Consider the following 26,945-nt stretch of genomic DNA (forward strand, 5'->3'; position numbering starts at 1 on the left):
CGCCCGCCCGCCCGGACGTCAGTGCCCGGCGGCCCGGTGCTCGGGTGCAGCTGCCAGCGAGGCGTCGAGCCGGGCCAGGAGACCCCTGAGCTGGTCCTGCTCGGCCTGGTCCAGTCCCGCGGTCGTCACCGCCTCGAGGGTCGCCCACACGGCCATGACCGGCGCTTCGAGCGCCCGCCCGGCATCGGTCAGGGACACCAGGAGCACGCGACGGTCGGACCCGGAGCGTTCACGGGTGACCAGCCCGAGGTTCTCGAGCCGGGCCAGTGCCTTCGCACTGGTCGGCGGCTCCACCATCAGCTGCCGCGTCAGGTCCGCCTGCGACTGCGGTGACACCTGCCACAGGAGCATCAGCACGAACTCCTGGCCGGCGGCGAGACCCAGGTCCTGCAGCAACGAGCCGGCGAGCTTCCGGTGTGACTTCGCCACGGCCGGGATCAACGAGCTGATCGGCACGACGGCCGGTGCCGGGATCGGCTGTGAGTCTTCCGCGTGGTCCATCGCACACCTTCCGGGAATGTTCTTAGCCGGCTAATGATTGAGACCGAGACCGACCACGAAGGAGTCAACCATGAGCACCCAGACCACATCGACCACGCCGACCATCGCCGTCTTCGCCGCCACGGGCAGTCAGGGCGGTGCCGTCACCGATGCCCTGCTCGCGGCGGGCGCCCGGGTCCGCGCACTCCTGCGGGACACGACCTCGGAGAAGGCGACGGCCCTCGCCGGACGCGGTGTCGAACTCGCGCAGATCGACGTCCACGACCCGTCGTCCCTGGTGACCGCACTGCAGGGCGTGGACGCGTTCTGGTTCATGACGACGCCCCCGGGAGGCATGCAGCAGCCCGACACGGAGGGCGAGACCGCGCAGGGCATCGCACTCGCCGACGCTGCCGCCACCGCGCAGGTGCCGCGCGTCGTCTTCAGCTCCGTGGGCGGCGCGGAGCGCGACTCCCACGTCCCGCACTTCGAGTCCAAGTACCGCGTCGAGCAGCACCTCGCCACGCTGGGGCTCCACGTGACCGTGGTCCGGCCGGTGTTCTTCACGGACAACTTCCACGCGTTCGCACCGACCCGGGAGGACGGCACCCTCGTGCTCCGGCTGCCGTTCCCCGACGGGATCCCGCTGCAGATGATCGCGACCCGCGACGTCGGCGCGATCGCGGCCACCGCGCTGCTCGACCCGACAGCAGTCCCCGCCGAGATCGAGATCGCCGGGGACGCCCTGACCGGGAGCGAGATCGCCGCGGCCTTCGCCGAGCAGACCGGCACGCCGACCCGGTACGAGGCCCTGCCCCTGGCGGTCCTGGACGGACAGGACGACATGCAGGCGATGTTCCGGTGGTTCGCCGAGACGCCCGCGTACCAGGCCGACCTCGAGCAGGTCCGCCGGATCGCCCCGACCACGTGGACGCTCGCCCAGTGGCTCGAGACCGCCGGCCCCACCCGGGACTCCTGACCCCGCGCCACCACCCCGTCATCCCACCCCGACCTGAGGACCCGACCATGCGAGCAGTGCAGTTCACCACCTACGGGGCACCCGACGTGCTCGGTGTCGTCGAGATCGACGCACCCCGTCCCGGTCCCCGCGAGGTGCTCGTCCGGGTCGCCGGCGCCGGGGTCAACCAGATCGACACCAAGATCCGCTCCGGCTCCATGGCCGGCGGCGCCGCGCTCGCCGCCCCGAGCGGCACCGGGTTCGACGCTGCCGGCACGGTCCTCCGGGTCGGCACGTCGGTGGGCGACGTCGCCCCCGGCGACCTCGTCTTCGGCACCGGCCGGGACACCCTGGCCGAGCAGGCGGTCCTGACGCAGTGGGCCAGGGTGCCTGCAGGTGTCGATCCGGTCATGGCCGGCGGATGGGGTGTCGCGGTCGAGACCGCCCACCGGCTCCTCACCGAACTCGCCGTCGACGAGGGCACCGTCCTGCTCAGCGGCGCCTCCGGCGGGGTCGGCTCAGCACTCGTCCAGCTCGCCCGCGCCCGTGGCCTCCGGGTCGTCGGCACCGCCAGCGTCGAGAACCACCCGTACCTCGCCCGGCTCGGGGCCACGCCCGTCACCTACGGCGTGGGACTCGTCGACCGCGTCCGGGCGGTCGCGCCGGAGGGTGTGGACGGTGCGCTCGACCTGTCCGGAGCCGGAGTCATCGCCGACCTCGTCGCGTTGGTCGGCGACCCGCGGAAGGTGATCTCGATCTCGGACTTCACCGCCCCGGCGCTCGGTGCCCGTGTCTCGACCGGCGCCGGGCGGACGACCGATCCCCGCGACGGGTTCGCGGAAGCCGCGGCGCTCCCCGGGTTCACACTGCAGATCGAGCGCCGGTACGCACTGGACGAGGCTGCCGCCGCGCACCGGGCAGCGGAGGGCGGTCACACGATCGGGAAGCTCGTGGTCGTCCCGTAGCTCGACGGGGCTCCGGACCGGCCGGTCCGCGAGGGCGACGACGACAGACCAGTCGTCACCGTGGGCTTCGCGTCAGCGGCCCTGGTCGCGGGTCGCGCGGCGCTGCGCGAGGACACCCTGCACTGCCCACACGACGAGTCCGACCGCGCCGACGACCGTCCCGCCCAGCATCAGCGCGCCCGCACCGATGTCCGCGTCGCCCGCCGGACCGGCCGCGTTGCTGAACCCGCCGAGCACGACCATCACGAGCCCGCAGGCGAGCAGGATCATGCCGACGAGGGCGATGGGACGACGACGCTGCATGCCACGAACACTAGTGCTCGGCGGCGCAGTGGCGGCGATCCCGCCGGTCAGAGCCAGACTGCGACGCCGCCGTGCCGTGAGCACGTGCCCCGGCGCGACTGACTGAAGCTGTAGGTGCCGTCTCCACACTTCGCGGTGGCACCGCTCGGCGCGCTCGACGAGACCTCCGGTCGGCAGACGGTGGCTCCGGCGCTGTTGACGTACGTCCCGTTCGTGCAGGTCGTCGCCGGAGCTGGGGCGGGAGCAGGAGGCGCGACGTACGTGCCGACCGTCGTCACCTGCGTGACCGGTGCCGTCGTGACGTCGTCGCTCACGAGCGTGCGACCGGTCTCCACACCGTCCGTGGACGTGACCGTCCAGGTCTTCGTCTCGACGCCGTTGACCCCAGCGGTCGTCACCGCGCTCGTGCCCTTCGCCGCGGTCGCGCTCTGGGCCGTGGTCGACGTGAACGGGATCGCCACCGTCTCCGTGACGGTCCGGGTGGTGACGACCGGTGTCGGTGTAGGGGTCGCTGTCGGTGTCGGGGTCGGTGAGCCGCTCCGGGTCGGTTCAGGCGTCGGCGTGGAGACCGGTCGCGAGGACGCCGAAACGTCCGCGACCGCCGCCAGTGGCCGCGGAGCGGTCTCCGTCGTGGGATGGGTGGCCCCGAACGCTGCGCCGGAGCCCATCATGACGAGGAAGGCGATTCCGGTGCCGAGAGCCGCGACGCTGCGCTTGCGCGGCAGGCGGAGCCAGGTGGTCCGGCGGAAGAGGACGCCGTAGACGGCGGTCACCAGCACCACCAACGCGGCCATCATCACCATGCCCCAGGGGCCGCTCGAGGCCAGCCCGATGAGTGCCACCAGGATCGTGCCGACGACACCGATCCAGGTCGTGAGTGGGATCCGGCGGCGGGGACGCGGGCTCGCCTGCGAGCCCCGGGTGGAACGAATGGACACGACACTCCTTGGAAGTGAGAACTGCACAAGTCTGTTGCGCCACGGACGTCCCCCGGAGACCCACTTCGGGGGGCCGGATGTGGCTCGTGACTCTGCGTGACGTCCCGCCGGCGATGTCCCGACCGCCCTGCATAGGCTCCGGGCACCGGCGGACCCGCCGCCGGGACCCCCCAGAGGAGCCCCGATGCCCCAGCAGTCCCTGGCTGAGCAGGTCGCGACGTTCACCGACGGCTTCGCCGCACAGATCGGCCGCGAGCTCAGCGCGGTCTTCGACGAGGAGCAGGCCGAACTGCGAACAGCCGGGGTGCCGAGCGGTGCCGCTGACGTCGGGACCCACGTACCGGACGCGACGCTGCTGACGCCGAGCGGGGCGTCGACCTCACTGGCCGCTGAGCTCGGAGGCGACCCGGGCGTCGTCGTCTTCTACCGCGGCGCCTGGTGCCCGTACTGCAACCTGACGCTGCGGACCTACCAGCAGGACCTGCTGCCGGAACTCGATGCCCGCGGGGTGCGGCTGATCGCGATCTCGCCGCAGACTCCGGAGGGCTCGGAGCTCGCGATCGCGAATGGCGAGCTGGCGTTCGCGGTGCTCTCGGACCCGGGCAACGTGCTCGCGGCCGCGCTCGGCATCGTCACCGCGCCGAGCCCGTCCGCACGGGAGGCGCACACCTCGCTCGGCTTCGACGTCGCGGACAGCAACGCCGACGACACCGCGCAGATCCCGTTCCCCTCGGTGTTCCTGGTCGACGGGGAACGGGTGGTGCGGTTCGCTGACGTGCACGTCGACTACACCACCCGGACCGAGGTCTCGGAGATCCTGGCCGCGGTCACCCGCGTCGCTGGTTAGCGAGGGGGGGGTGACCGCGATCCGGCAGGAGGCGCCTACCGGTCCTGCGGCCGGTCCCGCGGCGCGGTCGCCCACTTCGTGTCCGGGATGCTCCCGACCCGGAGCGACAGCGTGCCACCCCGGTTCACGAAGGACGCCGGCACCCACGACTTCGTCAGGGTCCGACCGTCGAGCCGTGCGCCCTGCACGTACTGCTCGGTGCCCGAGGACCGGATGACGATCCGCTGGCCGCTCGACCGCCGGATGTCGACCGTGCTGAACGTCGGGCTGCCGATGAGCATCTCGGCACGGCCCGGCGTCTGCGGGAAGAGTCCGATCGAGGCGAAGACGTACCAGGCGCTCATCGTCCCGAGGTCGTCGTTCCCCGGCAGCCCGCCGGGCCCGGTGCCGTAGGCGTCGTCGACGACACGGCGCACGGTCTCCTGCGTCTTCCAGGGCTGTCCGAGCGCGTTGTACATCCACGGGGTGTGGATGTCGGGCTCGTTCGTCGGGTCGAACTTCGTCGCGTCGCCGCCGGTCACCGCGAAGTTCCCCGCGGCGTCGTGGAAGAACGCGTCGAGTCGGGCCACCGCGGCGGCGTCGCCACCCAGCGCGGCGGAGAGCCCGCTGACGTCCTGCGGCACGAGCCACGTGTACTGCGCGCTGGTCCCCTGCGCGAAGCCGGTCCCGGTGGACGGCGACCACCCGGGCGTCCACGACCCGTCCGCCTGGCGCGCTGCCTGGTACCCGACGGCCGCGTTGAACGTGTTCTTCCAGTACGTCCCGCGCTCCGCGAACATCCGGGCGTCGGAGCGCAGCCCCATGGATCCCGCCCAGGAGCCGAGCGCGCTGTCGGAGATCGAGTCCTCGAGCGTCGCGGCGGCCCCACCCCAGCACGAGCAGTCGTCGTTCGCGGCGTACTGCCGCTGGAGGTACTCGTCGAGTGCCGGTCGTTGCGCGAGGCACTGCCCCGGGCAGCCGATGTCGCTCTCGGCGTCCGCGTTCTCCACCGTCGCCTGCCGCTTGAGCGACTGGTACGCGGCCTGGACGTCGAAGTTCCGGACGCCCATCGCGTACCAGGTGGCGAGCGTCGCCGCCGAGGGGTCACCGGTCATCACGTGGGTCGGGGCACCGAGGTGCAGCCACCGGTCCCAGATGCCGCCGTTCTGCTGGGCGAACCGCAGCATCGACTGGGCCATGTCCCCGGCGACGTCCGGTCGGAGCAGGGCGAGCAGCTGGATCTGCGCCCGGTACTGGTCCCACCCGGAGTACGTGCCGTAGACCGCCGCGTGCCCACGGTCGATGCGGTGCACCCGCATGTCCGGCCCGAGGTACCGACCGTCGCGGTCGTTCAGCGTGTTCGGCTGCATGAGCGCGTGGTACACCGACGTGTAGAGCTGCGTGGTCCGGTCAGCCGTGCCGCCGCCGACCCGGATGCGGGACAGTTCGCGGTTCCAGGAGGCCCGTGTCCCCGCCGCCACACTGGCGACCGTCGCGTGCCGCTGCACCTCGGCATCGCGGTTCGCGACCGCACCCGCGGCGCTGACGTACGAGATGCCGATCTTCGCGTGCACGGTGGCACCGCGACGCGCGTCGAACCCGACCCATGCACCGGAGCCGCGTCCGGCACGGTCGGCCCCGGTCAGGTAGCCCTCCCCGCCGGAGGCGCGCGTGCCTCCCGGCTGGACGGTGCCGTCCTTCCAGGTGCCGGTGCTCGTGAAGTCGCGGTCGAAGGTGGCGGTGAAGTAGAGGCGGAAGTAGCTGCGACGGTCCGGGTTGGTCGCGCCGCCGCCGTTGCCGCGACGGCTGCAGAAGCCGCCGGTCAGGACGCTGCCGCTCACCGTGCGGGTCCGGGCGTCGACGCGGGTGTCGGCGGCTTCGCTGCCGTTGATCGAGTTCGAGGTGCGGAACAACAGGTTCGCGTCCTTGCCGGCGGGGAAGGCGAACTCGCCGATGCCGGCACGCGTGGTGACCGCGAGGTCGGTGCGGACGCCGTTGTCGAGCTGGACGCCGTAGCGGCCGGGGCTCGCGGACTCCTGGTCGTGGGAGTACCCCGCGGCGTAGACGGCGTCGGTCGAGTCAGCCGAGGGCGAGGTCGTGACCGCCGTCGTGATCGGCATGATCGGCACGTCACCCGCGGCTCCCGGAGCACAACCGGCGCCGTTGAGGTGCGTCAGGCTGAACCCGCGCAGGCGGTTGACGTCGTAGGAGTAGCCGTTCGCGACCGGGGTCGAGGTCTGGTCGCCCTTCGTTCCGGTCGGGCTCCACTGCAGCATCCCGAACGGCGCGGTCGCACCCGGCCAGGTGTTGCCGTCATGGCTGGTCCCGATGAACGGGTCCACGGATGCTGCGGGGTCGGTGACCGGCCGGGAGGCCGTGGTCGCCCCCGCCTGGTCGGTCGCGGGGGCCGCCGTGGCCGGGGAGGCGACCACCCCCGTGCCGAGCAGCGCGGCGATCGTGGCGGCCGCGGCGAGCGGGAACGGACGAAGGAGCGGGCGACGGTGCACGCGAGGACTGGTCACGTCCGCGACGCTAGCCCCCTCGGATGAGGGACGTGCGCCGGGTCACCGAGCGGTCGCCCGGTGTTCACGTCCAGGCAGGGTCCGCTCCGCGCTCACGTCGATCCGCTGTCAGGCGCGGGTGCGGTCGACGGCCTGTTCGACCAATGTGCGCACGCGTGACCGGAAGGCCGGGTCGGCGGCGGCGCCACGGACCGGGACGACGTGCAGTCGTCGGTCGGACCGACGCAGACCGGGGCCGACGAAGGAGCCCTCCTCGACGTCCGGAGCCGTCGCTGCCCAGAGGATCGAACGCGCGCCGTCGTCGGGCGTGCGGGCGAACAGCCGTGCCACCGCTCCCCCGAGCCGCGCGCGGAGGGTCTCCGTCTGGCCGATCATGCCCGTGGCGGCGACGCCCGGGTGCGCGATCACCGACCGGACCGGGGAGCCCGATGCCCGCAGCCGCTCCCCGAGGTCCACCGCGAGGGCGGCCGCCGCGGTCTTCGAGGCGACGTACGCGGCGAGCTGGCGGTAGGCGGCCGCATCCCCCACGGCGTCGAGGTCCGGCACGCGGGAGGTCCGCTGCGAGAAGTTCGAGCCGACCAGGACCACGCGCGGCGACGGACCGCCGAGCACCGGCAGCATCGCGTCGGCGAGCGCCGCCGGTCCCACGACGTTCGTCGCCCAGGTCCGCTCGAGCCCGTCCACGCCGAGCGCGAAGGCGGGCGCGGAGACCCCCGCGTTGTTGACCAGGGCATCGACGACGATGCCGTCCTCGGCGAGGTGCCGGGCGAACGCCGTGACGGACGCGACGGACGCGGTGTCGACGAGCCCGGCCTCCAGACCGGAGGGCAGGACGCGGGCCGCCTTGTCGACGTCGCGGACCCCGGCGACGACGCGCGCTCCTGCGGCGGCGAGCCGCGTGGCGACGGCGAGGCCGAGTCCGCCGGTCGCGCCGGTGACGACGACCGTCCTGCCGTGTTGGTCCGGCATCTGGTCGGGTTCCCAGTCGAAGGACTGCATGGGGGCTCCTGGTCGGTCGCTTGCTCGGTCAATCGGATGATCTATCCGGAACGGTAGCACAAGCGGATACACTGTCCGAATGACCGACCTCGCTCGTCCGGACTCCCTGCGCGCCGACGCCCTGCGCAACCGCGCGGCCCTGCTCTCAGTCGCGCGGGAGCACCTCGAGCGGGGCGAGTCCACGCAGCTCAACGCGGTCGCGCGGGAGGCCGGTGTCGGCGTGGGCACCGCCTACCGGCACTTCCCCACCCAGCAGCACCTGCTGGAGGCGCTCGCGATCGACGCCTTCGAGGCGATGCTCGACCGGGTGCGCGACGCGGTCGAGCTCCCGGACGTCGACGCGGCCGTCCGCGGGGTCGTGACCGAGGCCTTCCGGGGACTGGTCGACGACGCAGCGCTCGGGGACCTGCTGACGAGCGGGCGGTTCTCGTGCGCGGACACGATGGCGCTGGCCGGGGACCTCGTCGCCGCTGTCGGGGAACTGCTCGAACGAGGTGCCGCCGCCGGTGTCGTCCGCGGCGACGTCGGGCCGGACGACGTCCGCCGCCTGGTCTGCGGGATGCGGGAGGCAGCCACCGCGGGCGGGGTCACCGTCGCGGATCCGGACCGGTACGTCGAGATCCTGCTCACCGGGCTGCGTCCCCTGCGAGGATGACCAGCATGAGCGTCATGGTCTCCGTGTTCGATGCCTCCCGGACCCGCACGAGCGAGAAGTACACGGCCTACCCGCCGGAGGTGCTGCCGATGTTCGTCGCCGAGATGGACTGCGCCCTCGCCGAACCGGTGCGGGACGCCATGGTCCGAGCCGTCACCGACGGCGACACCGGCTACGTGGGGCACGGCCGCGCGCTCCCGGAGGCGTTCGCGGACTTCGCGGCCGACCGGTGGGACTGGCAGGTCGATCCCGACCTGGTCCGGACGACCACGGACGTGTCGGTCGCCGCGGTCGAGACCCTGCGGCGGGTCATCGAGCCGGGCGACCAGGTCGTCGTGATGCCCCCGGTCTACGCGCCGTTCTGGGAGTACGTCACCGAGGCCGGCGGCTCGGTGACCGAGGTCCCGCTCCTGGCGCCGTCGGGCACCGCTGACCCCTACAGCACCACGGCGGGCTGGCGGATGGACCTGGACGGGGTGCGGCAGGCGTTCGCCGAGGGTGCCCGCACGGTGCTGCTCTGCAACCCGCACAACCCCCTCGGGCTCGTGCACGACCGCGAGTCCCTCGCCGCACTGGCACGGCTCGCGGCGGAGTGGGACGCGGTGGTGGTCTCCGACGAGATCCACGCGCCGCTCGTCCACGCCGATGCGACCTTCACGCCGTTCCTCGACTCCTGCCCCGAGGCCGCGGCCGTCGGCGTCGCCCTGACCAGTGCGAGCAAGGCGTGGAACCTGGCCGGCACCAAGTGCGCGCTCATGATCGGTGCCTCCGACCGGGCCCGGACGTGGTTCGACGGGATGCCGACCGAGGTCGTCGAGCGCACCGGGATCCTCGGCTACACCGCGAGCGTCGCCGCGTTCTCCGAGGGCGGTCCCTGGCTGGCGTCACTGCTGGCGGAACTGCAGGCGAACCGGCGGATCCTGGCCGAGGAGCTCGGGACAGCGCTGCCCGGTGCCGGCTACCGACAGCCGCAGGCGTCGTACCTGGCGTGGCTCGACCTCCGGGCGCTGCCGTGGGGCGACGACCCGGCCCTCCGGCTGGTGGACGAGGCGAAGGTGGCGCTGTCGAACGGTCGCGACTTCGGACGGCAGGGCATCGGGCACGCCCGGCTGAACTTCGGCTGCTCCGAGGAGAGCCTGCGCGAGGGGCTGTCCCGCCTGGCTGCCGCCGTCTGACCCCCGCGGAACGCAACGTCGGCGGCTGCACGCAACGGAACACCGCTGCGAGCAACCGCCGACGTTGCGTTTTGCGGGGGGGCTACTCGAAGCGCTGCCAGGACGGCTTGTTGGCGTACGTGTAGCGGTAGTAGTCGGCGAGACGGAGGCCCGCGGCGGCCTCTTCGTCGACGACGACCGTGGCGTGCTCGTGCAGCTGCAGCGCGGAGCCCGGGACGAAGGAGCTCAGCGGCCCCTCGACCGCGGCGGCGACCGCGTCCGCCTTCGCCGCACCCTGCGCGACGAGGACGAGCTCGCGGGCCTCGAGGATCGTGCCGAGCCCCTGCGTCATGCAGTGCGTCGGCACCTGGTCGGGCGAGTCGAAGAACCGGGCGTTCGCCTCGCGTGTGGACGGCGCGAGGGTCTTGATGCGGGTCCGGGACGCGAACGAGGACGTCGGCTCGTTGAACCCGATGTGCCCGTTCGCGCCGATGCCGAGGATCTGCACGTCGACACCGCCGGCGGCTCGGATCGCGGCGTCGTACTCCTTCGCGGCGAACGCCAGGTCCCCGGCACGGCCGTCCGGCACACGGACCCGGGTCGGGTCGAAGCCGAGCGGCCCGACGACGTCGCGGGCGATGACGCTGGCGTACGACTCCGGGTGTTCGAGGGGGATGCCGACGTACTCGTCGAGCGCGAACCCGCGGGCCTGCGCGAACGACAGCTCGCCGGCCTCGACACGACGACGCAGGTCGGCGTAGATGCCCTCGGGGCTCGACCCCGTGGCGAGTCCGACGACCGCGGACGGCTTCTCCGTGACGACCGACGCGATCTTGGCCGCGGCGACGCGACCGACCTCCGCCGGAGTGGGCAGGATGATGATCTCCACACGGTCAGCCTACTGGTCATGACCAGTGGGCGACAGGGTTCGGACGCTCCGGGCGACCCGGGTAGCGTGGCGGCATGCCCACCCCCGACTTCGTCCTGTCCCTGCGCGAGAAGGTCGGCACCGAGCTGCTCTGGCTCACCGGCGTCACCGCGGTCGTCACCCGCGGCGACGGCGACGACCGCGAACTCCTCGTCGTCCGCCGCGCCGACAACGGCGCGCTCACCCCGGTCACCGGCATCGTGGATCCCGGTGAGGAACCCGCCGTGGCCGCCGAGCGCGAGGTCCTCGAGGAGGCCGACGTCGTCGCCGTCGCCGAGCGCCTCGCGTGGGTGCAGACGCTCGAACCGATGACCTACCCGAACGGCGACCGGGCGCAGTACATGGACCTCGTCTTCGCCTGCCGCTGGGTGTCGGGGGACCCGTACCCGGCCGACGGCGAGAACACCGAGGCGTTCTGGGCACCGGTCACGAGCCTCCCGGACATGCCCGAGAACATGCGCCGACGGGTCGACGCGGTCCTGGCGGACGAGGTCGCGGCGCGCTTCGAGCGCTGACCGGACGGGAGGCACGCCCCACCCGCGCCGCGTCCCCTGCAGTCAGGAGACGGCTGCGATCAGGAGACGGGTGCCACCGCCACCGGAGCGCCGAGCAGCCGGACCGCCACGGGGTCACCGGACGCGCGTCGGTCGCCGACCTCGTGCTGGACCGTGACGATGGTGTCGTCGTCGAGCCGGACCGTGGTGCGCCGGATCGAGCCGAGGAAGCTCGAGGAGACGACGGTGCCGGTGACGCCCTCGGGAGCGAACGCGATGTCCTCCGGTCGGACGTAGGCGAGCACGGGACCGTCCGCCACGGTGAGGTCGAGTGCGGGGACCCGGAAACCGTAGACGAACACGTCGCCGCCGCGCAGGTCACCGCCGAGTCGGTTCGACTGCCCGACGAAGTCCGCCGTGAACGCCGACGACGGGGAGCGGTAGAGCTCCTCGGGCGTCCCGATCTGCTCGATGTCGCCCGCGTTCATCACCGCGATCCGGTCGGACACGGCGAGCGCCTCCTCTTGGTCGTGCGTGACGAAGACCGTGGTGATGCCGAGGTCGGACTGGATACGGCGGATTTCCTCGCGGAGGGACACCCGCACCTTGGCGTCGAGGGCGGACAGCGGCTCGTCGAGGAGCAGCACGCGGGGGCGGGTGACGAGCGCGCGGGCAAGTGCCACGCGCTGCTGCTGCCCACCGGAGAGCTGGTGCGGGAACCGATCGGCGAAGTCGGCGAGGTGCACCATGTCGAGCGCGTCGACGACCCGGGACTTCCGCTCGGACGACGGCACCCTGCGCATCTCGAGGCCGAACGCCACGTTCTGCCGCACGGTCATGTGCGGGAACAGCGAGTACTGCTGGAAGACCATCCCCATGTCGCGCTTGTTCGCGGGGGTGTTCGCCACGTCCTCGCCGTCGATGCGGATGGCACCGGCGTCGATCGCCTCGAGCCCGGCGAGCGCGCGCAACGCGGTCGTCTTGCCGCAGCCGGAGGGGCCGAGGAGCGACACGAACTCCCCCGGCTCGACGCGCAGCGACAACCCGGCGAGTGCCCGGTGGGCGCCGTAGCGCTTCTCGACCGCCTCGAGTTCGACGACGGCGCCGGTGCCCGACAGGGACGCGAGGGCGGCGGGTGCAGTGGTGGTCATGCGGGGTCCTTGCGGTGGGGACGACGGACACGCGTGCGGCGCCGACCGATCCGGCCGATGGCGACGAGCAGCAGGAAGCCGAACACCAGCGCGCCGAGCGAGAAGATCGCCGCGACGTACGGGTCGGTCCCCTGCACGAGGAGCAGTGCCGTCTGGAAGGTGGTGCGGGAGAGGAACGACGCCAGGGTGTACTCGCCCAGGACGACCGTGATCGTGAGGAAGCACGCGGCCAGGATCCCCCGTCGCAGGTTCGGCAGGAGCACCCGCCAGGTCACCGTCCACCACGAGGCGCCGAGGGATCGAGCGGCCTCGGTCAACGTGATGAGGTCCATCGCGGTGATCGCGGCGGAGATCGGACGGAAGGCGAACGGCAGCGCGACGACGCCGATGGCGAAGGAGAGCGTCCAGGCGCCGGACCCGAAGAGCTGGGCCACGACCTGGTAGACGGGCACGAACCCGACGACGAGGACGACCACCGGCACCGTGATCGGCACCAGGCAGACGAACTCCAGGATGCGTCGGAGCCGCGGGTGGTGCAGGGCGGTGATGACCTGTGCGGGCAGGAGCACGAGCAGGACGATCGCGACGGCGATGACCGCGATGACCAGCGAGGCCCCGAGGCCGTCGAAGACCGGCTGGTAGGTGCCCGCGTTCGCCGGGTCCGCCAGGGCCCTGTAGTGCGCCGTGCTCAGGCTGCCGTCGGTGCCCCGGCGGAACGTGAACTGGGCCAGCGCGGCCAGCGGCACGGCGAAGAGGAGTCCGACGACGGCCAACACGACCGCTGCGGTGCCCCGTGACGGGGCCGCGCCGAACTGTGGGACGCGGGCCGGGCCTCCAGTCCGAGCGGGACGTACCGGACGTGCCGGACGTGCCGGCGCTCCCGCGCTCATCGTTGCCACCGGGCCGCTCGGCGCTGCAGCAGCGAGTACGCCGTCATGACGACCGCCATCACGACGACCATGCCGAGGGCCAGGACGCCCGCGACGTTCTGCAGGCCGATGATCGTCTCGCTGGTGAGCTGCGCGCGGATCGTCAGCGGGACGATGCCGCCCTGCGAGATGAGCGCGGCGGCGGTCGCGAACGACGAGAACCCGTTCGCGAACAGCAGCAGCAGCGATCCCCAGAACGCTGGCGCGAGCACGGGCAGCGCCACGCGACGCCAGTAGGTGGCGCGCGATGCTCCGAGCGTCGCCGCGGCCTCGCCCCACTGCGTCTTGACGCCCTCGAGTGCGGGCATGAAGGTGAGGACCATGAGCGGTACCTGGAAGTACACGTAGGGGATCACCAGGCCGGGCACCGTGTAGAGGAAGGCGCCGTCGGCGTTGAGGTCCCAGTGGAAGGTGGACACCAGCCACGCCGTGACCAGTCCCTGCGTGCCGATCGTCGCGATGAACGCGAAGGCGAGCATCACACCGCCGAACTGGGCCAGCACGCTGGCGGCGGAGTCGATCATCGACCGGACGATCCCGTCCGGGCGGAGTGCGGCGAGCGCCCAGCACACGAGCGCACCGATCACCGCGCCGATCACGGCCGAGGCCGCGGACAGCCCGAACGAGCCACCGAAGGCCCGCAGCACGCTGGGGTCGCCGAGCGCGGCCAGGTTCGCGAGCGTCGGGTGGCCCGACGCGTCGAAGAACCCGGAACCGACGGCGATCAGCGCCGGCACGGCGAGGAAGAGCAGCATGTACGCCGCGAACGGGGTGAGGCCGAGCCACGCGACGCCGCCGCGGCGCCGGACACGGGGTCCGGCGCCGCGGCGGGCGGTGGCATCGGCCTGCGTGCCCGCGCGGGTCGCGGTCGCCTGCTCGCTCGTGACGAGCGTCGCGGCCGGGACCCCGGCGGCGGGCACCCCCGCGGTGCCGGGGGCCGATGCGGTGGTCATGCTGCTCAGGAGCCCATCGTGGACGACCACTCGGCCGCCAGGACCTTCGCGGCCGCGGTCACCTGCGCGTCGGTCAGCTCGACCGAGTTCTTCGGTGCGCCACCGGCGGCCTGCAGCGCGTCCTCGTCGACCTTGCCCGACTCCTGGAGCGCGGCGAGGGTGGACGGGAACGCTCCGGCCTGCAGGTACAGGTTCTGGGCGTCGGGGCTGGCGATGTACTCCTGCCACAGGCGGGCGGCCGCGGGGTGCGGGGCGTCCTTGTTGATCGCCTGCGAGTAGTACGAGCTGAGCGCCTGCCCCTCGGGGACGACGGTCTTCCAGTGCTCGTTGCCGCTCGCGCCGGCTGCCGGGCCCCAGGCCAGGTTGTTGTAGGACCACTGGACGACGACCGGGGTCTCACCCGAGGCGACCGTGGCCTGCGTCGGCAACACGTTCTGGAAGTTGCCGGCCTGCTTGAGCTCGCCGAAGTAGTCGATGCCCTTGCTGATGTCGTCGGCCGAGCCGCCGTTCTCGAGCGCCGCGAGGTAGACCGCGCTGGCGGCCTGGTTCGCCTGGGTGGGGTCACCGGCGATCGAGACCTTGCCCTTGTACTCGGCGCCGAGCAGGTCGTTCAGGTCCTCCGGTGCGTCCGTGATCTTCGACGAGTCGTAGCCGATCGACATCAGGCCCGTGTAGTCGCGGGTCCAGGCGCCGTCCTTCTCCTTCAGGTCCGTGGGGATGTCGCTCCAGTTCGCGACCTTGTAGTCCGTCAGCAGCCCGAGGTTCTGCTGCAGCACGGCGTTGCCGAGGTCGAGCACGTCGGGAGCCGTCGACTGGCCCTTCTGTGACTTCACAGCGGCGACCTCGTCGGCGCTCGACCCGTTCGGGTTCGCGGAGTTGATCTTGATGCCGTACTTCTCCGTGAAGCCGTCGATGATCTTGCCGTAGTTCGCCCAGCTCGGCGGGAGCGCGATGACGTTGAGCTGCCCCTCCGCCTTTGCGGCCTTCACCAGGGCGTCCATGCCGCCCGCGCCCTCGGCGCTCGTGGCGGTCTTCCAGCTCGCGTCGCCGCTGCTCGTCGAGGCGGAGCTCGTGGCCGAGCAACCGGCGAGGGTGACGACGGCCGCTGCGGCGAATGCCAGGCCGGTGAGGGTGCGCTTGTACTGCACGGGGAAGCCTTCCGTGTTCGGGTCCGACCCGTCGGGCCGGTCCGGCTGGGAGCGCCGGTCGGGACGATCGTGGACGCGGCCGGTTTCCGGTCCGTGCTCGAACGGTGAACGGTGGCAGAACAGCGCGTGCGCCTGTACGGTTCTGCGTGATCTCGGTCCGCCGGTGATCGAGCAGCCGGGAGGCCCGCATGGAGTTCACGACGACCGTCCTGCAGGCGCGGGTCAACGCCACCGGCCTGCCCGTCCCGCCCGAGGTGATCGAGGCGCTGGGCTCCGGCGGGCGCCCGGCCGTCGTGGTCACCATCGACGGTGGCTACACCTACCGCTCGACGGTCGGCGTGATGGGCGGACAGGCCCTCGTCCCGCTGTCCGCGGAGCACCGGACGGCCTCGGGCATCGTCGCTGGGCAGACCGTGACGGTGTCGCTCGAGGTGGACACCCTGCCGCGGACCGTGGACGTGGCGGACGACCTGGACCAGGCGCTCACAGCCGCCGGGGTCCGCGCCGCGTTCGACACGCTGTCGGCGTCACGGCAGCGGGCGCTCGTCGACCCGGTGACGCAGGCGAAGGCGCCGGAGACCCGCGCGCGGCGGGTCGCGAAGGCCGTGGAGTCGCTCCGCGGGTGACTGGGTCGACTGGCATGATGTACCACATGCCAGTACCGCTCGGGGTGGTCCGTTTCCGCGCCTACCGCCGCTACGAAGCCCTCCGAGTCGAAGCCAGCAACGCCCTCATGGGGCTCCTCGCAGGCGCACAGCTCTCGAACCACCTCCTCCAGCTGAACCGCGGTTCTGACCGGCTCCTGCCCGAGGTGTACCCGAACGTGCCGCACATCCGCCGCTTCAACCTCACGGCCGAGGCAGCGAGCGACATCCTCGCCGAGGCCGACGTCCACCTCGGCGCGATGAGCATCGCCTACGTCCTTGCGCTCCACGAGGACTCCCTGAAGACCTGTCTGGGCATGGCTGCAGACGCCGGGCTCGTCTCACGCCGACGCGCTCGAGAGACGCCGTCGGCCGGGCAGCACGAGGCACTGCAGCAGGCGTGCGGGTCGCGCATCGACGGCCTCCCTCTCGAACAGTTGGCGGTCCTGCGCAGGATGCGGAACGCGGTCATCCACGACGGCGGTCGGGTGGACCAGGGTCTCGTGGACGCCGTGTCCGCCCTCTCCCCGGCCGCGGTGCTGGCCTGGACGAAGGCCTCGGGGAGCGATCCCACACGGCTGGCGAAGGGCGACGTACTCCGACTGGGCCACGGGGAGATGCTGCTGGCGCTCGCCGTCACCAAGGCGATCGATCGAGCGTGCAACGGTCTGCTGCAGCTCGGGCTTCCACGAGACCATTGGATCCGTGAGGCGGTCGAGGACGCCCTGACCGAGCACCCGCAAGCGGGGCATGCTGCCACGGTGCTACGGAAGTGCCATGGGTTCGCCCGTCATCACTACGGGCCACTCAGGCTCGCCCGCGCCGAGGTCGAGTCCGAACTCGCTCGTCGCCGCGACGGCTGAAGGCAAAACGGGGCTCTACTCGTTGAGCTACGTGCCAGGACTTGCACCTGGGTCTCCGCGTTTCTGTGGGGATTCCGGTCGTGATCCGGAAGCGGCCTGCACCGATCTCCTGCTTGGAACGGTACCAGCATCGTCGCCACCTGCCAACGCGGTGGACGCCGCCTCAGGCGCCGAACTCGACCAGGACGCGTGGGATCTCGCCGAGCAGTTCGCTCGCCAGGTAGCCCATCGGTCCGACCTGCACCGCCAGGCGGTCCCCCGCGGCGGCGTGCACCTGCGTCGCCCAGACCGTGGCCTGCGCGACGTCGGCGCCGCGGGCGAGCAGCCCGGTGATCGCGCCGGAGAGCACGTCCCCGCTGCCGCTGGTCCCCAGCCCCCCGGCGCCGGTGCCCTTCGCCCACGCCCGACCGTCCGGGGCGGCGATGATCCCGCCGAGGGAGACGACCGCCCCGAAACGCTCGGCGATCTCCGCCGCGTCGGTGTGGTCGTCCGAGCAGTCCCGGCCGAGCAGCCGTTCGGCCTCGCCGGAGTTCGGCGTCATCACGAGTCGGCCGCGCAGCGGGGCGAGTTCGTCCACCAGGTCTGCGGCGACCCCGAGCGCGAAGGCGTCGAGCACGACGACCGTCTCGTCGCCGACGGCCGCGGCGAGTCCGGCGACGAGGTCGCGGCTCCCCTCGGGTTCGTCGAGCCCCGGGCCGACGAGCACCGCGTCGGCGGCTGCCAGGTCGTCCGTCAGGCTCTGGATCGCGCCGACGGCCACGTGGCCGCCCTCGTCCTCGGCGAGGGGCTGCACGCCCGACTCGGGCAGGGCGACGGCGACGTGTGGTGCGACGCTGCCCGCGACGGCGAGCGTCAGGCGTCCACCGCCGACACGGAGGGCTGCGGTCGCGGACAGCATCGCCGCGCCGGGGGTCTTCGCGGCGCCACCGACGACGAGCACCTGGCCGCGGCCGTACTTGCTGCCGCCGACCTCCGGCAGGGACCACTCGCGGAGCAGGTTCGGGGTGACGGGGATGGGCTCAGACACGGGCGTCGTCCTTCCGACCTTCGTGTTCGGTGACGGCCGCGTCCGGGTCCTCGTCGAGGTGTCCGGTGCCGGAGAACTCCTCGAGCGTCCACGGGGCACCGAGTGCGTCGCGGCGGAGTCGGGTGAGTGACGCGTTCGCGACGGTGTGGTCCTCCGCGAAGGCCATCAGTTCGGGCTCGTCGAGGTCCAGGCACACGGCGATGGCGAGCATGACGACGGCGTCGTGGGCGGCGATCACGAGACGCTCGGCGTCCGCGATGCGGTCGACGTCGGCAAAGAGCGTGCGCAGTCGGAGCATCACGTCGACCCAGGACTCGCCGCCGGCCGGCCGGTGGTAGTACTTGCCGAGCCACTGGCGCCGCTGCTCCTCGTCGGGGTGCAGGTTCGCAGACCCGGTGCGGGTCAGCCGGTCGAGGACGCCGAGTTCCCGGTCACGCAGCCGTTCGTCGACGCGGCGCGGGGGTTCGGTGAGGCCGCCGGCCTCGAGCGCGATGCCGATCGTCTGCTGCGCTCGACGGTAGGGCGAGACCCAGAGCACGACGGGCACGTCGTCGACCCCGCGATCGGCGAGTTCGGCACCGAGCGCCCGGGACTGCTCCTCGCCGAGGGGGCTCAGCGGGACGTCGGCGTCCCGGTGGTCGACCTCGATGACGTCGGCGCCCGCGGCATCGGCCTCGGCTGCTGCGACGTTCGCGGTGGACTCGCCGTGACGGACGAGCCAGATCTCGGTGACGGCCATGGTCGTGACGCTAGCCGGGAGGCGCTGGACCGGTTCACGGGCGGGCGCCATTGGGCGGCCACCCACGACACGGCGGACAGCACACGGCACCGCCCGTCCGGAGACGAGCGGTGCCGTGCGTGGTGCGGGTGGTCTGACCCGGCGTCAGACGCGGGCTGCGCGACGACGGCGGGCGACGACGGTCAGGCCGATGCCGGCAGCCAGCAACACTCCGGCGATGCCGAGCGGGACCGTCGGGTCACTTCCGGTGAAGGCCAGCGTTCCGGTCGGGGTCCGGCCGTTGCCGGAGACCACGCCTGCGGTGGTCGGGCTGTCGGTCGGGGTCGTGCCGGCGGGCGTGCCAGCGGTCGGTGTCGGTGCCGGGGTGGTGGGCGTCGGCGAGGGCACCGGAGTGGTCGGCGTCGGGGTCGGCGTCGGGGTGGGCGTCGGCGTCGGGGTGGGCGTCGGCGCCACGACGCGGACCGTGACGACCTGGGTGTCGGCCGGTCCGGTGCCGTTCGAGGCGGTGATCGTCACGGTCGAGGAACCCGTGGCGGTCGGGGTGCCCGAGATGACCCCGGTGGTGCTGTCGATCGTCAGACCGGCGGGCAGCCCCGTCGCGGTGAAGGTCGGCGTCGGCGTCCCGGTGGCGGTCACGGTGTAGCTGTAGGGCCGGCCGGTGGTCGCGGCCGTCGGCGTGCCGGAGGTGATCGAGGGTGCCACGGTCGGGGTGGGCGTCGTGGGCGGCGGGCAGCTCTGCGCCGGGGTGATCGTGTTCGTGTCGAGCGTCACGGCGGCGTCGAGCGCGATCAGACGGCCCTGGACGGTCGCGCCGGTGACCGCGGTCACGGACGTCCTCGCGAGGACGGTGCCCTGGAACTGCGAGCTGGTCTGGATGGTGGTTGAGCTGCCGACCTGCCAGAACACGTTGCACGAGCTCGCCCCACCGGTGATGAGGATCCGCGTGTTCGTCCCGACGACCAACGACGAGGCTGCCTGGAACACCCAGGTCGACTGGGCGTTGCCGTTCAGCGTGAGCGTGTTGTTGTCCGACAGGTTGAGCGCGCCACCGGAGTAGACGCCCGGCACGAGCGTCCCGACGTTGTCGAGGTCGCTGACGTCGACGCCGCTCGGCGTGAGGGAGGCCGCGACGTTGAAGGCGTTCCGGGCGTCCTGCTGCGCGAGCGCGGCTTCGGTCGGGGTGCGGACGGTGCCCGTGACCAGGCCGTTCGGCAGTCCACCGAACCCGCTGATCTTGGAGCTGGGGGGTCCGCCGAGGTCGCCGTTGACGACGGTCGGTCCGGTGTTGGTGATGGCCTGGCTGGCGAGCACCCCGTAGGTCGCAGCGGCCCCGAGCTTGACGGGCCCGTCGATCTCGGTCGCGGCGGAGGCACCGGACGACGCCATGAGGACGAGGGACGCTGCGAGGCCGAGCGCGGCACCACCCGTCAGGACTCTGCGGAGGAACGGGGACGTCGCCATGGGAGGCACCTGACTGAGAGGGAGAGGCACAGTGCGATCGTCGACGACGGGCGCATGATCTCCGTCGTCGCAGTATGCACTCCAGGCGCTCTGATCAGGGGCGATCGCCTGAAAACGCTCTGTCTACCCGCCGGACTCCCAGCCTGAGCAGTCTGGAAGGCGATCCCAGGCGCGTCCGCACCCCCAGTAGTGGGGTGGGCGTGGCGACGGGCCGCCGTACCCCCCGCACGAGCGGCGCCGGACGAGTGCACCCAGAGCCTCGCCCGACGCCGCGGTCTCGCGTCGACCCGACGTCTACGCCCGCCGGACCCGCAGGGTGACGAGCTCGAAGGGCCGCATGGTCAGGACCACGGGCGTCCCGTCGTCCCACTGCACGGGGGTTCCGGCTCCGTCGTCGAGCCCTCGTTCGAGCAGGTCGACCCGGGTGACCCCGGCGACGGCGAAGCCGAAGTCGACACCGACGTCGGTCGCCCGGCCGCCGAGTGCTTCGTACAGGCGCACGACGACGTCGCCGGAGCGGTCCTCGGCGAGCTTCACGGCCTCGACGAACACCTGCGGCGACGACACCGTGACGAGCGGCTCCACGACACGGTCGCCCGGCACGGCACGGACCGGCAGGTTGAGCCGGTACCCGGAGTCAGCCGCGTCGAGCACCGAGGCACCGACCCGCAGCACGGTCCGGAACACGTGGTGGCCCTGGTCGGCCTCGGGGTCGGGGAACTTCGGCCCGCGCACCAGCGACTCGCGCACCTGCGTCGTGGTGCCACCGTCTGCACGGGTCCGCCGTGTGACGTCGTGCCCGTAGGTCGAGTCGTTGGCGATCGCGACGCCGAACCCCGGCTCGGCGACGTGCACCCAGCGGTGGGCGCTCGTCTCGAACCGGGCGAAGTCCCACGACGTGTTCTGGTGCGTCGGCCGGTCGATGTGCCCGAACTGGATCTCACTCGAGGCCTGGTCGGCCTTGAGGTCGAGCGGGAACGACAGCTTGAGGAGCTTCTGCTGCTCGTGCCAGTCGGCCTCCGTCTCGACGACGAGCTCCGGCTGCCCCTCGGTCGCCGTGTAGCGGGTGGTGACGGTGGAGCGACCGAACGGGCGGACCACGACGAGTGCGTCCCCCTCGACCGTCACGCTCGTCGCGGCGAGCACCGACCCGTGCCGCTGGTACGCGCGGTCGATGTCCCACGCCTCCCACTGGTTCGGCGTGTCGCGGAAGACGGTGTACTCGGCGGCGGCCTCCCCCGGCGCGACGGCGTCGCGGCCGGTGCCACGGTCGACGAGCGAGACGACGTGTCCGCCGGCGTCGACGGTGGCGACGACGACGCCGGTGTCGAAGACGAAGCGGTCGCCGTCGCGGACGGGAGGCACGGCGCGCGCCGCGTCGACCGGCACGGCTCCCAGCGCCCGGACCCCGTCGGCGGGGACCGGGGACGCGTTGAACCGGACGTGCGAGGCGGCGGAGGGTGAGCCTCCCGGCCGGTCCGCGCCGCTGTCCGGACCCGCACCACCGGTGGCGAGGGCCGTGGTCGCGGTGCCGATCAGCTCCTCGAGCACCGCGGCGACGCGGGCGTACTCGGCCTCGGCGTTCTCGTAGACCCAGGCGATCGACGAGCCGGGCAGGATGTCGTGGAACTGCTGCAGGAGCACGGTGTGCCAGGCCGACTCGAGCGCGTCGTACGGGTACTCCCGACCGAGGCGCACCGCGGCCGTCGTCGCCCAGAGTTCGGCCTCGCGGAGCAGGTGCTCGGAGCGGCGGTTGCCCTGCTTGGTGCGGATCTGTGACGTGTAGGTGCCGCGGTGGAACTCCAGGTACATCTCGCCGGACCACACACCGGGGGTGGGCAGGGCGCGCTCGAGCTCCTCGAACACCTGTGCCGGTGTCCCGAGTTCGACCCGGGGTGAGCCGTCCAGGTCGTGCTGCCGGCGTGCGGCGGCGACCATCTCGCGGGTGGGACCGCCGCCGCCGTCGCCGAAGCCGTAGAGCAGCATCGAGGTGTTCGCGACGCCGCGCTCCTTGTTGTTCCGCTCCCCACGGTGCAGGTCGGCGGGCGAGACGTCCGAGTTGTACGTGTCCGCCGGCGGCAGGTGGGTGAGGACGCGGGAGCCGTCGATGCCCTCCCAGAGGAACGAGGTGTGCGGGATGACGTTCGTCTCGTTCCACGACGGCTTCTGCGTGACGAACCACTTCGATCCGGCGGCCCGGACGATCTGCGGCAGCGCGCCCGTGTAGCCGAACGAGTCGGGGAGCCATGCCTCGGGGGTGTCCACGCCGAACTCCTCGAGGAAGAACCGCTTGCCGGCGACGAACTGGCGGGCCAGGGCTTCGCCGCCGGGCAGGTTCGTGTCGGACTCGACCCACATGCCGCCGACCGGGATCCACCTGCCCTCGGCGACGCGCTGCTTGATGCGCGCGAAGACCTCGGGGTACTCGTCGCGCATCCACGCGTACTGCTGCGCCGACGAGCACGCGAAGGTGAAGTCGGGATCACGGTCCATCAGGTCGAGCACGTTCGAGAAGGTCCGGGCGCACTTGCGCTTGGTCTCGCGCACCGGCCAGAGCCAGGCGGAGTCGATGTGGGCGTGTCCGACGGCGATCGCGCGGTGCGCCGAGCCGCTGGCGGGTACGGCGAGCGCCCCGGCCAGGACGGCACGGGCGTCGGCGGCGGTCCCGGCGACGTCGTCGGGGTCGAGCGCGTCCGCGGCCCGTTCGAGCACCCGGAGGACGTCGGCACCGCGGGTGCCGTCGGTCGGCAGTTCCGCCATCAGCCCGCGGAGCACCCACAGGTCCTGCTGCAACTCCCACACGGTGTCGTCCCGTTCGACGACCTCGAGCGCGCGGAGCCGGTAGATCGGGGCGTCGCCCGCGGTGTGCTTGGAGCCGAGCGGGGTGGCGCCCTGGAACGAGTCCCCGCCGATGTCGGGGTTGGCGCCGGCCTCGATGTACAGCTCGAACGACTCCCCCGGTCCGACCTGCAGCGGGACGCTGTCGTTGCGCGGCTCGATGGCCTTGATCGTGGAGCCGTCCGGACGCCAGGCGAGCCCCTCGGCCTGGAACCCGGCCTGGCGCTTGGTGAACCCGAGGTCGACGTGCAGCTCGGCAGTGGTGCCCTCGGCGGTGCCGAAGTCGGCCGGGACGGTGCCGGTCACACGGAACCAGGTGGTGCCCCAGGGCCGACCGCCCCACGGCGAGCCGACGGTGAACGGTTCGTACTGCTGGGTCACTGCCTCGGCGAAGGGCACGGGTTCGTCCGGGACCTGCCACGCCTCGATCGTGACCGGCGATGCCCGGCGGTGGACGTTCGGGTCGACGCGGTCCCGCACGAGTCGTGCGATCCGGGCCTCGACGAGGGGTTCGTCCTGGTGCATGGAGATGGGTTCCTTCCCAGCGGCGGAGTTCGGTCAGCCCTTGATGCCGCCGGCGAGGGCGTTGCCGCCGCCGAGGCCTCGGGACACGAGCACGTAGAGCGCGATGACGGGCACGGAGTAGACGATCGAGAACGCGGCGAGCTGCCCGTAGGCCACCGCCCCGTTCTGCCCGAAGAAGTTGAAGATGCTCACCGCGGCGGGCACCTTGTCGGGCGAGAGCAGCAGGACGAAGGGGACGAAGAAGTTCCCCCACGCCTGGATGAACACGAAGATGAACACCACGGCGATGCCCGGTCGCATCAGCGGGATGACGATGCGCCACAGCGTCGTGAACATCGACGCCCCGTCGGTCCAGGCCGCTTCCTCGAGCGAGATCGGGACCGCGTCCATGAAGTTCTTCGCCATCCAGATCGCCATCGGCAGGCTGGTCGCGGCGAGGAAGAAGATGCAGCCGTAGATGTTGTCGATGAGGTTGAGCGACACGAACAGCGCGTAGACGGGCACCATCATCGCGGTGATCGGAAGGCCGGTGCCGAACAGGATGCTGTACAGGAACGGCTTGTTGACACGCATCTTGTACCGGGACAGCGGGTACGCGGCGAGGATCGCGACGACGACCGTGACGACCGCCGTCCCGCCGGAGAGCAGCAGGCTGTTGCCGAGCGGGATGAACGACAGCTCCGGGGTGAGCACCGTCGTGAAGTTGTCCAGCGTGAACTGCGACGGCAGCTTCACCGACAGCGACGCCTGCGCGTCGAGCGAGGCGAACACGAGCCACAGGAGCGGCACCGCGAAGCAGACCGCGATGACGAGCAGCACGACGTTCGCCACCCACCGCATCGTCCGACCTCGGGGCGAGGTCATGTGCAGGGACCCCGGCGCGGTGATCGAACGGGTCGTGGTCTGGTCGAGGGACGGGGCTGTGATGGCCATCAGTCCACCTCCGGCTTGAGCGCTCTGATGTAGATGATCGAGAAGACCGCCCCCACCACGAGCAGGATGGTCGCGATCGCGGTCCCGAAGCCGAGCTGCGAGAACTTGAACGCCTCCTGGTACGCCAGGATCGGCAGCGTCGAGGAGTTGGTGCCCGGCCCGCCACCGGTCATCACGAAGATGAGGGTGAAGACCGACAGCGTCTGCAGCGTCGTCAGCATGAGGTTCGTGGAGATGCTCCGGCGGATCACCGGCAGCGTGATGTAGACGAGTCGCTGCCACCCGGTGGCGCCGTCCACCTCGGCGGACTCGGTGATCTCCTCGGGGACCTCCTGCACGGCGGCGGAGTAGACGAGCATCGAGAACGCGGTGCCGCGCCAGATGTTCGCCAGGATGATCGCGACCATCGGGTACGTGTAGAGCCAGTTCGAACCGGTGATCCCGAAGACCGCCAGGAACGAGTTGAGTGTGCCCTCGTCGTTGAAGAACGCGTACGCCGCGAAGGACGCCACGATCTCGGGCAGGACCCACGCCGCGACGACGAAGGTGCCGACGATCGAGCGGACGACGTTGTTCGCCGACCGCATGAGGAGCGCCAGACCGAGTCCGAGCACGTTCTGTCCCACGACCGCCGAGGCGAGCAGGAACACCACGGTCAGGATGACCGACTTCGGGAAGTCCTTGTCCTGGAACAGCTCGATGTAGTTCCGCATGCCGACGAACTGCTGGTCGGCAGCGCCGGCGCCGGTCAGGGCGGAGTTCGTGAACGACCCGTAGAACGACGAGATGACGGGGCCGAGCAGGAAGATCACGAGCAGGACGAGCGCCGGCAGGAGCGGGACGGCCCGACCGACGTTGCGGAGCGGCTTGCGCTTCCGCGGGACGGGAGGGTCGGTGCGTCTCGGCGCACCGGGCGCCGGGAGCACCGGCGCGAGGGGAGTACTGGTCATGCTGGGTGCCTTCCAGGACAGCTCACGGTGATGAGTGGGGACGGACGGGAGGAGCGGTGCGGGCTGGCACCGCGCCTCCCGTCCGACGACGGTCGGGTCAGGGCCCGGTCCGGTCAGCGCGCCGAGACCGTGTTCTCCTTGCCGACCACGCCGACGACGGCGTCGTCGTAGGCGGCCGCCGCTTCCTTCGGCGACTGCTGTCCGGTCATCACCGACTCCATGGCGACCTGGATGGCGTTCGAGATCTGTGAGTAGTCACTCGTGGCGGGGCGGAAGTTGGTGTGCTCCACGAGGCCTGAGAAGAACTTGAACGTCGGGTTGGCGCCGGTGTACTCCGGGTCCTCGGCGACGTCCTTGCGGACGGCGATCTGGCTGTTCTCGGAGTCGTACTTCAGGGAACCGTCCTTGCTGAGGAAGGTGGTGATGAAGTCGAACGCCGCCTGCGGGTTCTTCGTCTTGGCGCCGACCGCCAGGGTCCAGCCACCGGACATGCTGTTGTAGCCGGGCTCCTGGCCGTTCTGGGTCGGCATGGCCGCCTGGCCCATCACGTCGTTCCACTCGGCCCACGGGGCGGTGCCGGACTTCAGCCAGGTGCCGGACTGCCACGAGCCGTCGAGGTCGATCGCGAGCTTGCCCTCGGGCAACCACGTCTGCGCGATGGTCGTGCCCACGTTGGTGTCGAGCGCCTGCTGCGGTGTCGGGCCGAGATCGCCCTGGTAGACGTCCTTCACGAACTGCAGCGAGTCCTGGAACTGCTTCGAGCCGGTGACCCACTTCTTGTCCTTGTACAGCGTGTTGCCGGGGCCGTCCGCGCCGTACAGGAGCATCTCGAAGCCCTGCATGGTCGACGCTTCGCCCTGCGCCTTGCCCGAGTAGATGTTGAAGGGGATGAGGTCGGGCTTCTCGTCCTTGATGGTCTTCGCGGCGGCGAGCACGTCGTCCCAGGTCTTCGGCTGCCACGGAACGGGCAGACCGACCTCCTTGAAGACGTCCTTGTTGTACCAGAGGGCTCGGGTGTCGGTGCCCATCGGGACGCCGTAGACCTTGCCGTCGTCACCCTGCCCGGCCTGCTTGGCGTTGTCGAAGAACTGGTCCCACTCGTCCCACTTGTCCGTGTACTCGTCGAGTGGCAGCAGGTAGCCCGCCTCGGCATCGGCCTTGACGAGGAACGTGTCCTCGTACATGACGTCCGGCGCGGTGGCGGGGGCCTTGTTCATCAACGCGAGCTTCGTGTAGTAGTCGTTGCCCTGGGCCTGGATCGGGACGAGCGTGACCTTCTTGCCCGGGTTGTCCTTCTCGTACTCCTTCTTGACGACCTTCATCTGGGCGTCGAGCTGCTGGAAGGCACCGTACTTCTGGTACGCGATCTTGATGGTGTCACTCGAGGCGGACCCCGAGCTCGAGCAGCCTGCGAGACCCACTGCGGCGACTGCCACGGCTGCGAGTCCGGCGATGATGCGGGTGCGTTTCATCGGTGCTCCTTTGCACGGGTGAAGGTCGCGGACTCCGTTGCCCGCGTTGCGCAGTTAGTCCACCGTATGGACTTAAACGTTGTCAAGACA

25 protein-coding genes are annotated in these 26,945 nt (G+C 71.5%); 8 read left to right on the forward strand and 17 right to left on the reverse strand.

All coding sequences use genetic code 11. The annotated features are described in order from the left end of the window. Positions 1-18 precede the first annotated feature (18 nt). Complete coding sequence (locus tag DEJ33_RS15380) at positions 19-501, reverse strand: MarR family winged helix-turn-helix transcriptional regulator (RefSeq protein WP_111195447.1); 483 nt, start codon at positions 499-501, stop codon at positions 19-21. 70 nt (positions 502-571) lie between these two features. Between DEJ33_RS15380 and DEJ33_RS15385 the strand changes: the two genes are divergently transcribed. Further along, positions 572-1,459, forward strand: coding sequence for an NmrA/HSCARG family protein (locus DEJ33_RS15385; RefSeq protein WP_111195448.1), 888 nt, complete (start codon positions 572-574; stop codon positions 1,457-1,459). Positions 1,460-1,506: 47 nt separating this feature from the next. Continuing rightward, positions 1,507-2,403, forward strand: a complete 897-nt coding sequence (locus DEJ33_RS15390; RefSeq protein ID WP_220034494.1) for an NADP-dependent oxidoreductase — start codon at positions 1,507-1,509, stop codon at positions 2,401-2,403. A gap of 72 nt (positions 2,404-2,475) precedes the next feature. Here DEJ33_RS15390 and DEJ33_RS15395 read toward each other — a convergent pair whose 3' ends face one another. Further along, positions 2,476-2,706 carry a hypothetical protein gene (locus tag DEJ33_RS15395; protein WP_111121471.1) on the reverse strand — a complete coding sequence of 77 codons (231 nt, stop codon included), beginning with the start codon at positions 2,704-2,706 and terminating at the stop codon, positions 2,476-2,478. Between the two features lie 47 nt (positions 2,707-2,753). Further along, complete coding sequence (locus tag DEJ33_RS15400) at positions 2,754-3,644, reverse strand: DUF3761 domain-containing protein (protein WP_258378188.1); 891 nt, start codon at positions 3,642-3,644, stop codon at positions 2,754-2,756. Positions 3,645-3,828: 184 nt separating this feature from the next. Here DEJ33_RS15400 and DEJ33_RS15405 point away from each other — a divergent pair, with 184 nt between their 5' ends. After that, the gene (locus DEJ33_RS15405) at positions 3,829-4,491 is read left to right on the forward strand and encodes a peroxiredoxin-like family protein (protein ID WP_111195450.1); all 663 of its coding nucleotides are present in this window, start codon (positions 3,829-3,831) and stop codon (positions 4,489-4,491) included. 35 nt (positions 4,492-4,526) lie between these two features. On the opposite strand, the gene DEJ33_RS15410 is transcribed toward DEJ33_RS15405, so the two are convergent. Beyond that, positions 4,527-6,992: a GH92 family glycosyl hydrolase gene (locus DEJ33_RS15410; protein ID WP_258378189.1), complete on the reverse strand. Its 2,466-nt coding sequence runs from the start codon at positions 6,990-6,992 to the stop codon at positions 4,527-4,529. Between the two features lie 108 nt (positions 6,993-7,100). Then, positions 7,101-7,991: an SDR family NAD(P)-dependent oxidoreductase gene (locus tag DEJ33_RS15415; protein WP_111195452.1), complete on the reverse strand. Its 891-nt coding sequence runs from the start codon at positions 7,989-7,991 to the stop codon at positions 7,101-7,103. Between the two features lie 79 nt (positions 7,992-8,070). Between DEJ33_RS15415 and DEJ33_RS15420 the strand changes: the two genes are divergently transcribed. Next, positions 8,071-8,646 (forward strand): TetR/AcrR family transcriptional regulator, encoded by a 576-nt coding sequence (locus DEJ33_RS15420; RefSeq protein WP_111195453.1) that lies wholly within the window; start codon positions 8,071-8,073, stop codon positions 8,644-8,646. Between the two features lie 5 nt (positions 8,647-8,651). Continuing rightward, complete coding sequence (locus DEJ33_RS15425; protein ID WP_111195454.1) at positions 8,652-9,821, forward strand: MalY/PatB family protein; 1,170 nt, start codon at positions 8,652-8,654, stop codon at positions 9,819-9,821. An 82-nt stretch (positions 9,822-9,903) separates the two neighbouring features. Here DEJ33_RS15425 and nagB read toward each other — a convergent pair whose 3' ends face one another. Further along, a complete protein-coding gene (gene nagB, locus DEJ33_RS15430; protein WP_111078182.1) occupies positions 9,904-10,689 on the reverse strand; it encodes a glucosamine-6-phosphate deaminase in 786 nt (261 codons plus the stop codon). Between the two features lie 74 nt (positions 10,690-10,763). Between nagB and DEJ33_RS15435 the strand changes: the two genes are divergently transcribed. Continuing rightward, positions 10,764-11,243, forward strand: a complete 480-nt coding sequence (locus DEJ33_RS15435; protein WP_111078184.1) for an NUDIX domain-containing protein — start codon at positions 10,764-10,766, stop codon at positions 11,241-11,243. Between the two features lie 59 nt (positions 11,244-11,302). On the opposite strand, the gene DEJ33_RS15440 is transcribed toward DEJ33_RS15435, so the two are convergent. The 4 genes from DEJ33_RS15440 to DEJ33_RS15455 all read right to left on the reverse strand — a co-directional run bounded on the left by DEJ33_RS15440 (position 11,303) and on the right by DEJ33_RS15455 (position 15,403). Then, positions 11,303-12,373 carry an ABC transporter ATP-binding protein gene (locus DEJ33_RS15440; RefSeq protein ID WP_111078186.1) on the reverse strand — a complete coding sequence of 357 codons (1,071 nt, stop codon included), beginning with the start codon at positions 12,371-12,373 and terminating at the stop codon, positions 11,303-11,305. Next, entirely contained in the window at positions 12,370-13,149 is a 780-nt protein-coding gene (locus tag DEJ33_RS15445; protein ID WP_258378190.1) for an ABC transporter permease, read from the reverse strand. Before DEJ33_RS15445 ends, DEJ33_RS15440 begins: the two co-directional genes overlap by 4 nt. 110 nt (positions 13,150-13,259) lie before the next feature. Next, on the reverse strand, positions 13,260-14,255 hold the full coding sequence (locus DEJ33_RS15450; RefSeq protein WP_111195481.1) for an ABC transporter permease subunit: 996 nt from the start codon (positions 14,253-14,255) through the stop codon (positions 13,260-13,262). Positions 14,256-14,260: 5 nt separating this feature from the next. Further along, positions 14,261-15,403 (reverse strand): ABC transporter substrate-binding protein, encoded by a 1,143-nt coding sequence (locus DEJ33_RS15455; protein WP_111195456.1) that lies wholly within the window; start codon positions 15,401-15,403, stop codon positions 14,261-14,263. A gap of 188 nt (positions 15,404-15,591) precedes the next feature. Here DEJ33_RS15455 and DEJ33_RS15460 point away from each other — a divergent pair, with 188 nt between their 5' ends. Together DEJ33_RS15460 and DEJ33_RS15465 are read left to right on the forward strand one after the other, a co-directional pair. Then, positions 15,592-16,029, forward strand: a complete 438-nt coding sequence (locus tag DEJ33_RS15460; protein ID WP_111195457.1) for a YdeI/OmpD-associated family protein — start codon at positions 15,592-15,594, stop codon at positions 16,027-16,029. Between the two features lie 26 nt (positions 16,030-16,055). Then, on the forward strand, positions 16,056-16,910 hold the full coding sequence (locus tag DEJ33_RS15465) for a hypothetical protein (protein ID WP_146242653.1): 855 nt from the start codon (positions 16,056-16,058) through the stop codon (positions 16,908-16,910). 163 nt (positions 16,911-17,073) lie between these two features. Here DEJ33_RS15465 and DEJ33_RS15470 read toward each other — a convergent pair whose 3' ends face one another. The 7 genes from DEJ33_RS15470 to DEJ33_RS15500 form a co-directional block, all read right to left on the reverse strand. Then, a complete protein-coding gene (locus DEJ33_RS15470) occupies positions 17,074-17,937 on the reverse strand; it encodes an NAD(P)H-hydrate dehydratase (RefSeq protein WP_111078190.1) in 864 nt (287 codons plus the stop codon). After that, on the reverse strand, positions 17,930-18,676 hold the full coding sequence (locus tag DEJ33_RS15475) for a histidine phosphatase family protein (RefSeq protein ID WP_111195458.1): 747 nt from the start codon (positions 18,674-18,676) through the stop codon (positions 17,930-17,932). The genes DEJ33_RS15470 and DEJ33_RS15475 overlap by 8 nt, the downstream gene beginning before the upstream one ends. A gap of 144 nt (positions 18,677-18,820) precedes the next feature. Further along, positions 18,821-20,137, reverse strand: a complete 1,317-nt coding sequence (locus DEJ33_RS17015) for an ice-binding family protein (protein ID WP_146242654.1) — start codon at positions 20,135-20,137, stop codon at positions 18,821-18,823. A gap of 294 nt (positions 20,138-20,431) precedes the next feature. Further along, a complete protein-coding gene (locus DEJ33_RS15485) occupies positions 20,432-23,500 on the reverse strand; it encodes a glycoside hydrolase family 38 C-terminal domain-containing protein (RefSeq protein WP_111195459.1) in 3,069 nt (1,022 codons plus the stop codon). 33 nt (positions 23,501-23,533) lie between these two features. Beyond that, complete coding sequence (locus DEJ33_RS15490) at positions 23,534-24,364, reverse strand: carbohydrate ABC transporter permease (RefSeq protein ID WP_181437330.1); 831 nt, start codon at positions 24,362-24,364, stop codon at positions 23,534-23,536. A 68-nt stretch (positions 24,365-24,432) separates the two neighbouring features. Further along, positions 24,433-25,383 carry a carbohydrate ABC transporter permease gene (locus tag DEJ33_RS15495; RefSeq protein ID WP_111195460.1) on the reverse strand — a complete coding sequence of 317 codons (951 nt, stop codon included), beginning with the start codon at positions 25,381-25,383 and terminating at the stop codon, positions 24,433-24,435. A 113-nt stretch (positions 25,384-25,496) separates the two neighbouring features. Beyond that, positions 25,497-26,855: an extracellular solute-binding protein gene (locus DEJ33_RS15500; RefSeq protein WP_111195461.1), complete on the reverse strand. Its 1,359-nt coding sequence runs from the start codon at positions 26,853-26,855 to the stop codon at positions 25,497-25,499. Positions 26,856-26,945: the final 90 nt, after the last annotated feature.

Source organism: Curtobacterium sp. MCPF17_047, from assembly GCF_003234045.1.
Taxonomy (GTDB): Bacteria; Actinomycetota; Actinomycetes; order Actinomycetales; family Microbacteriaceae; genus Curtobacterium.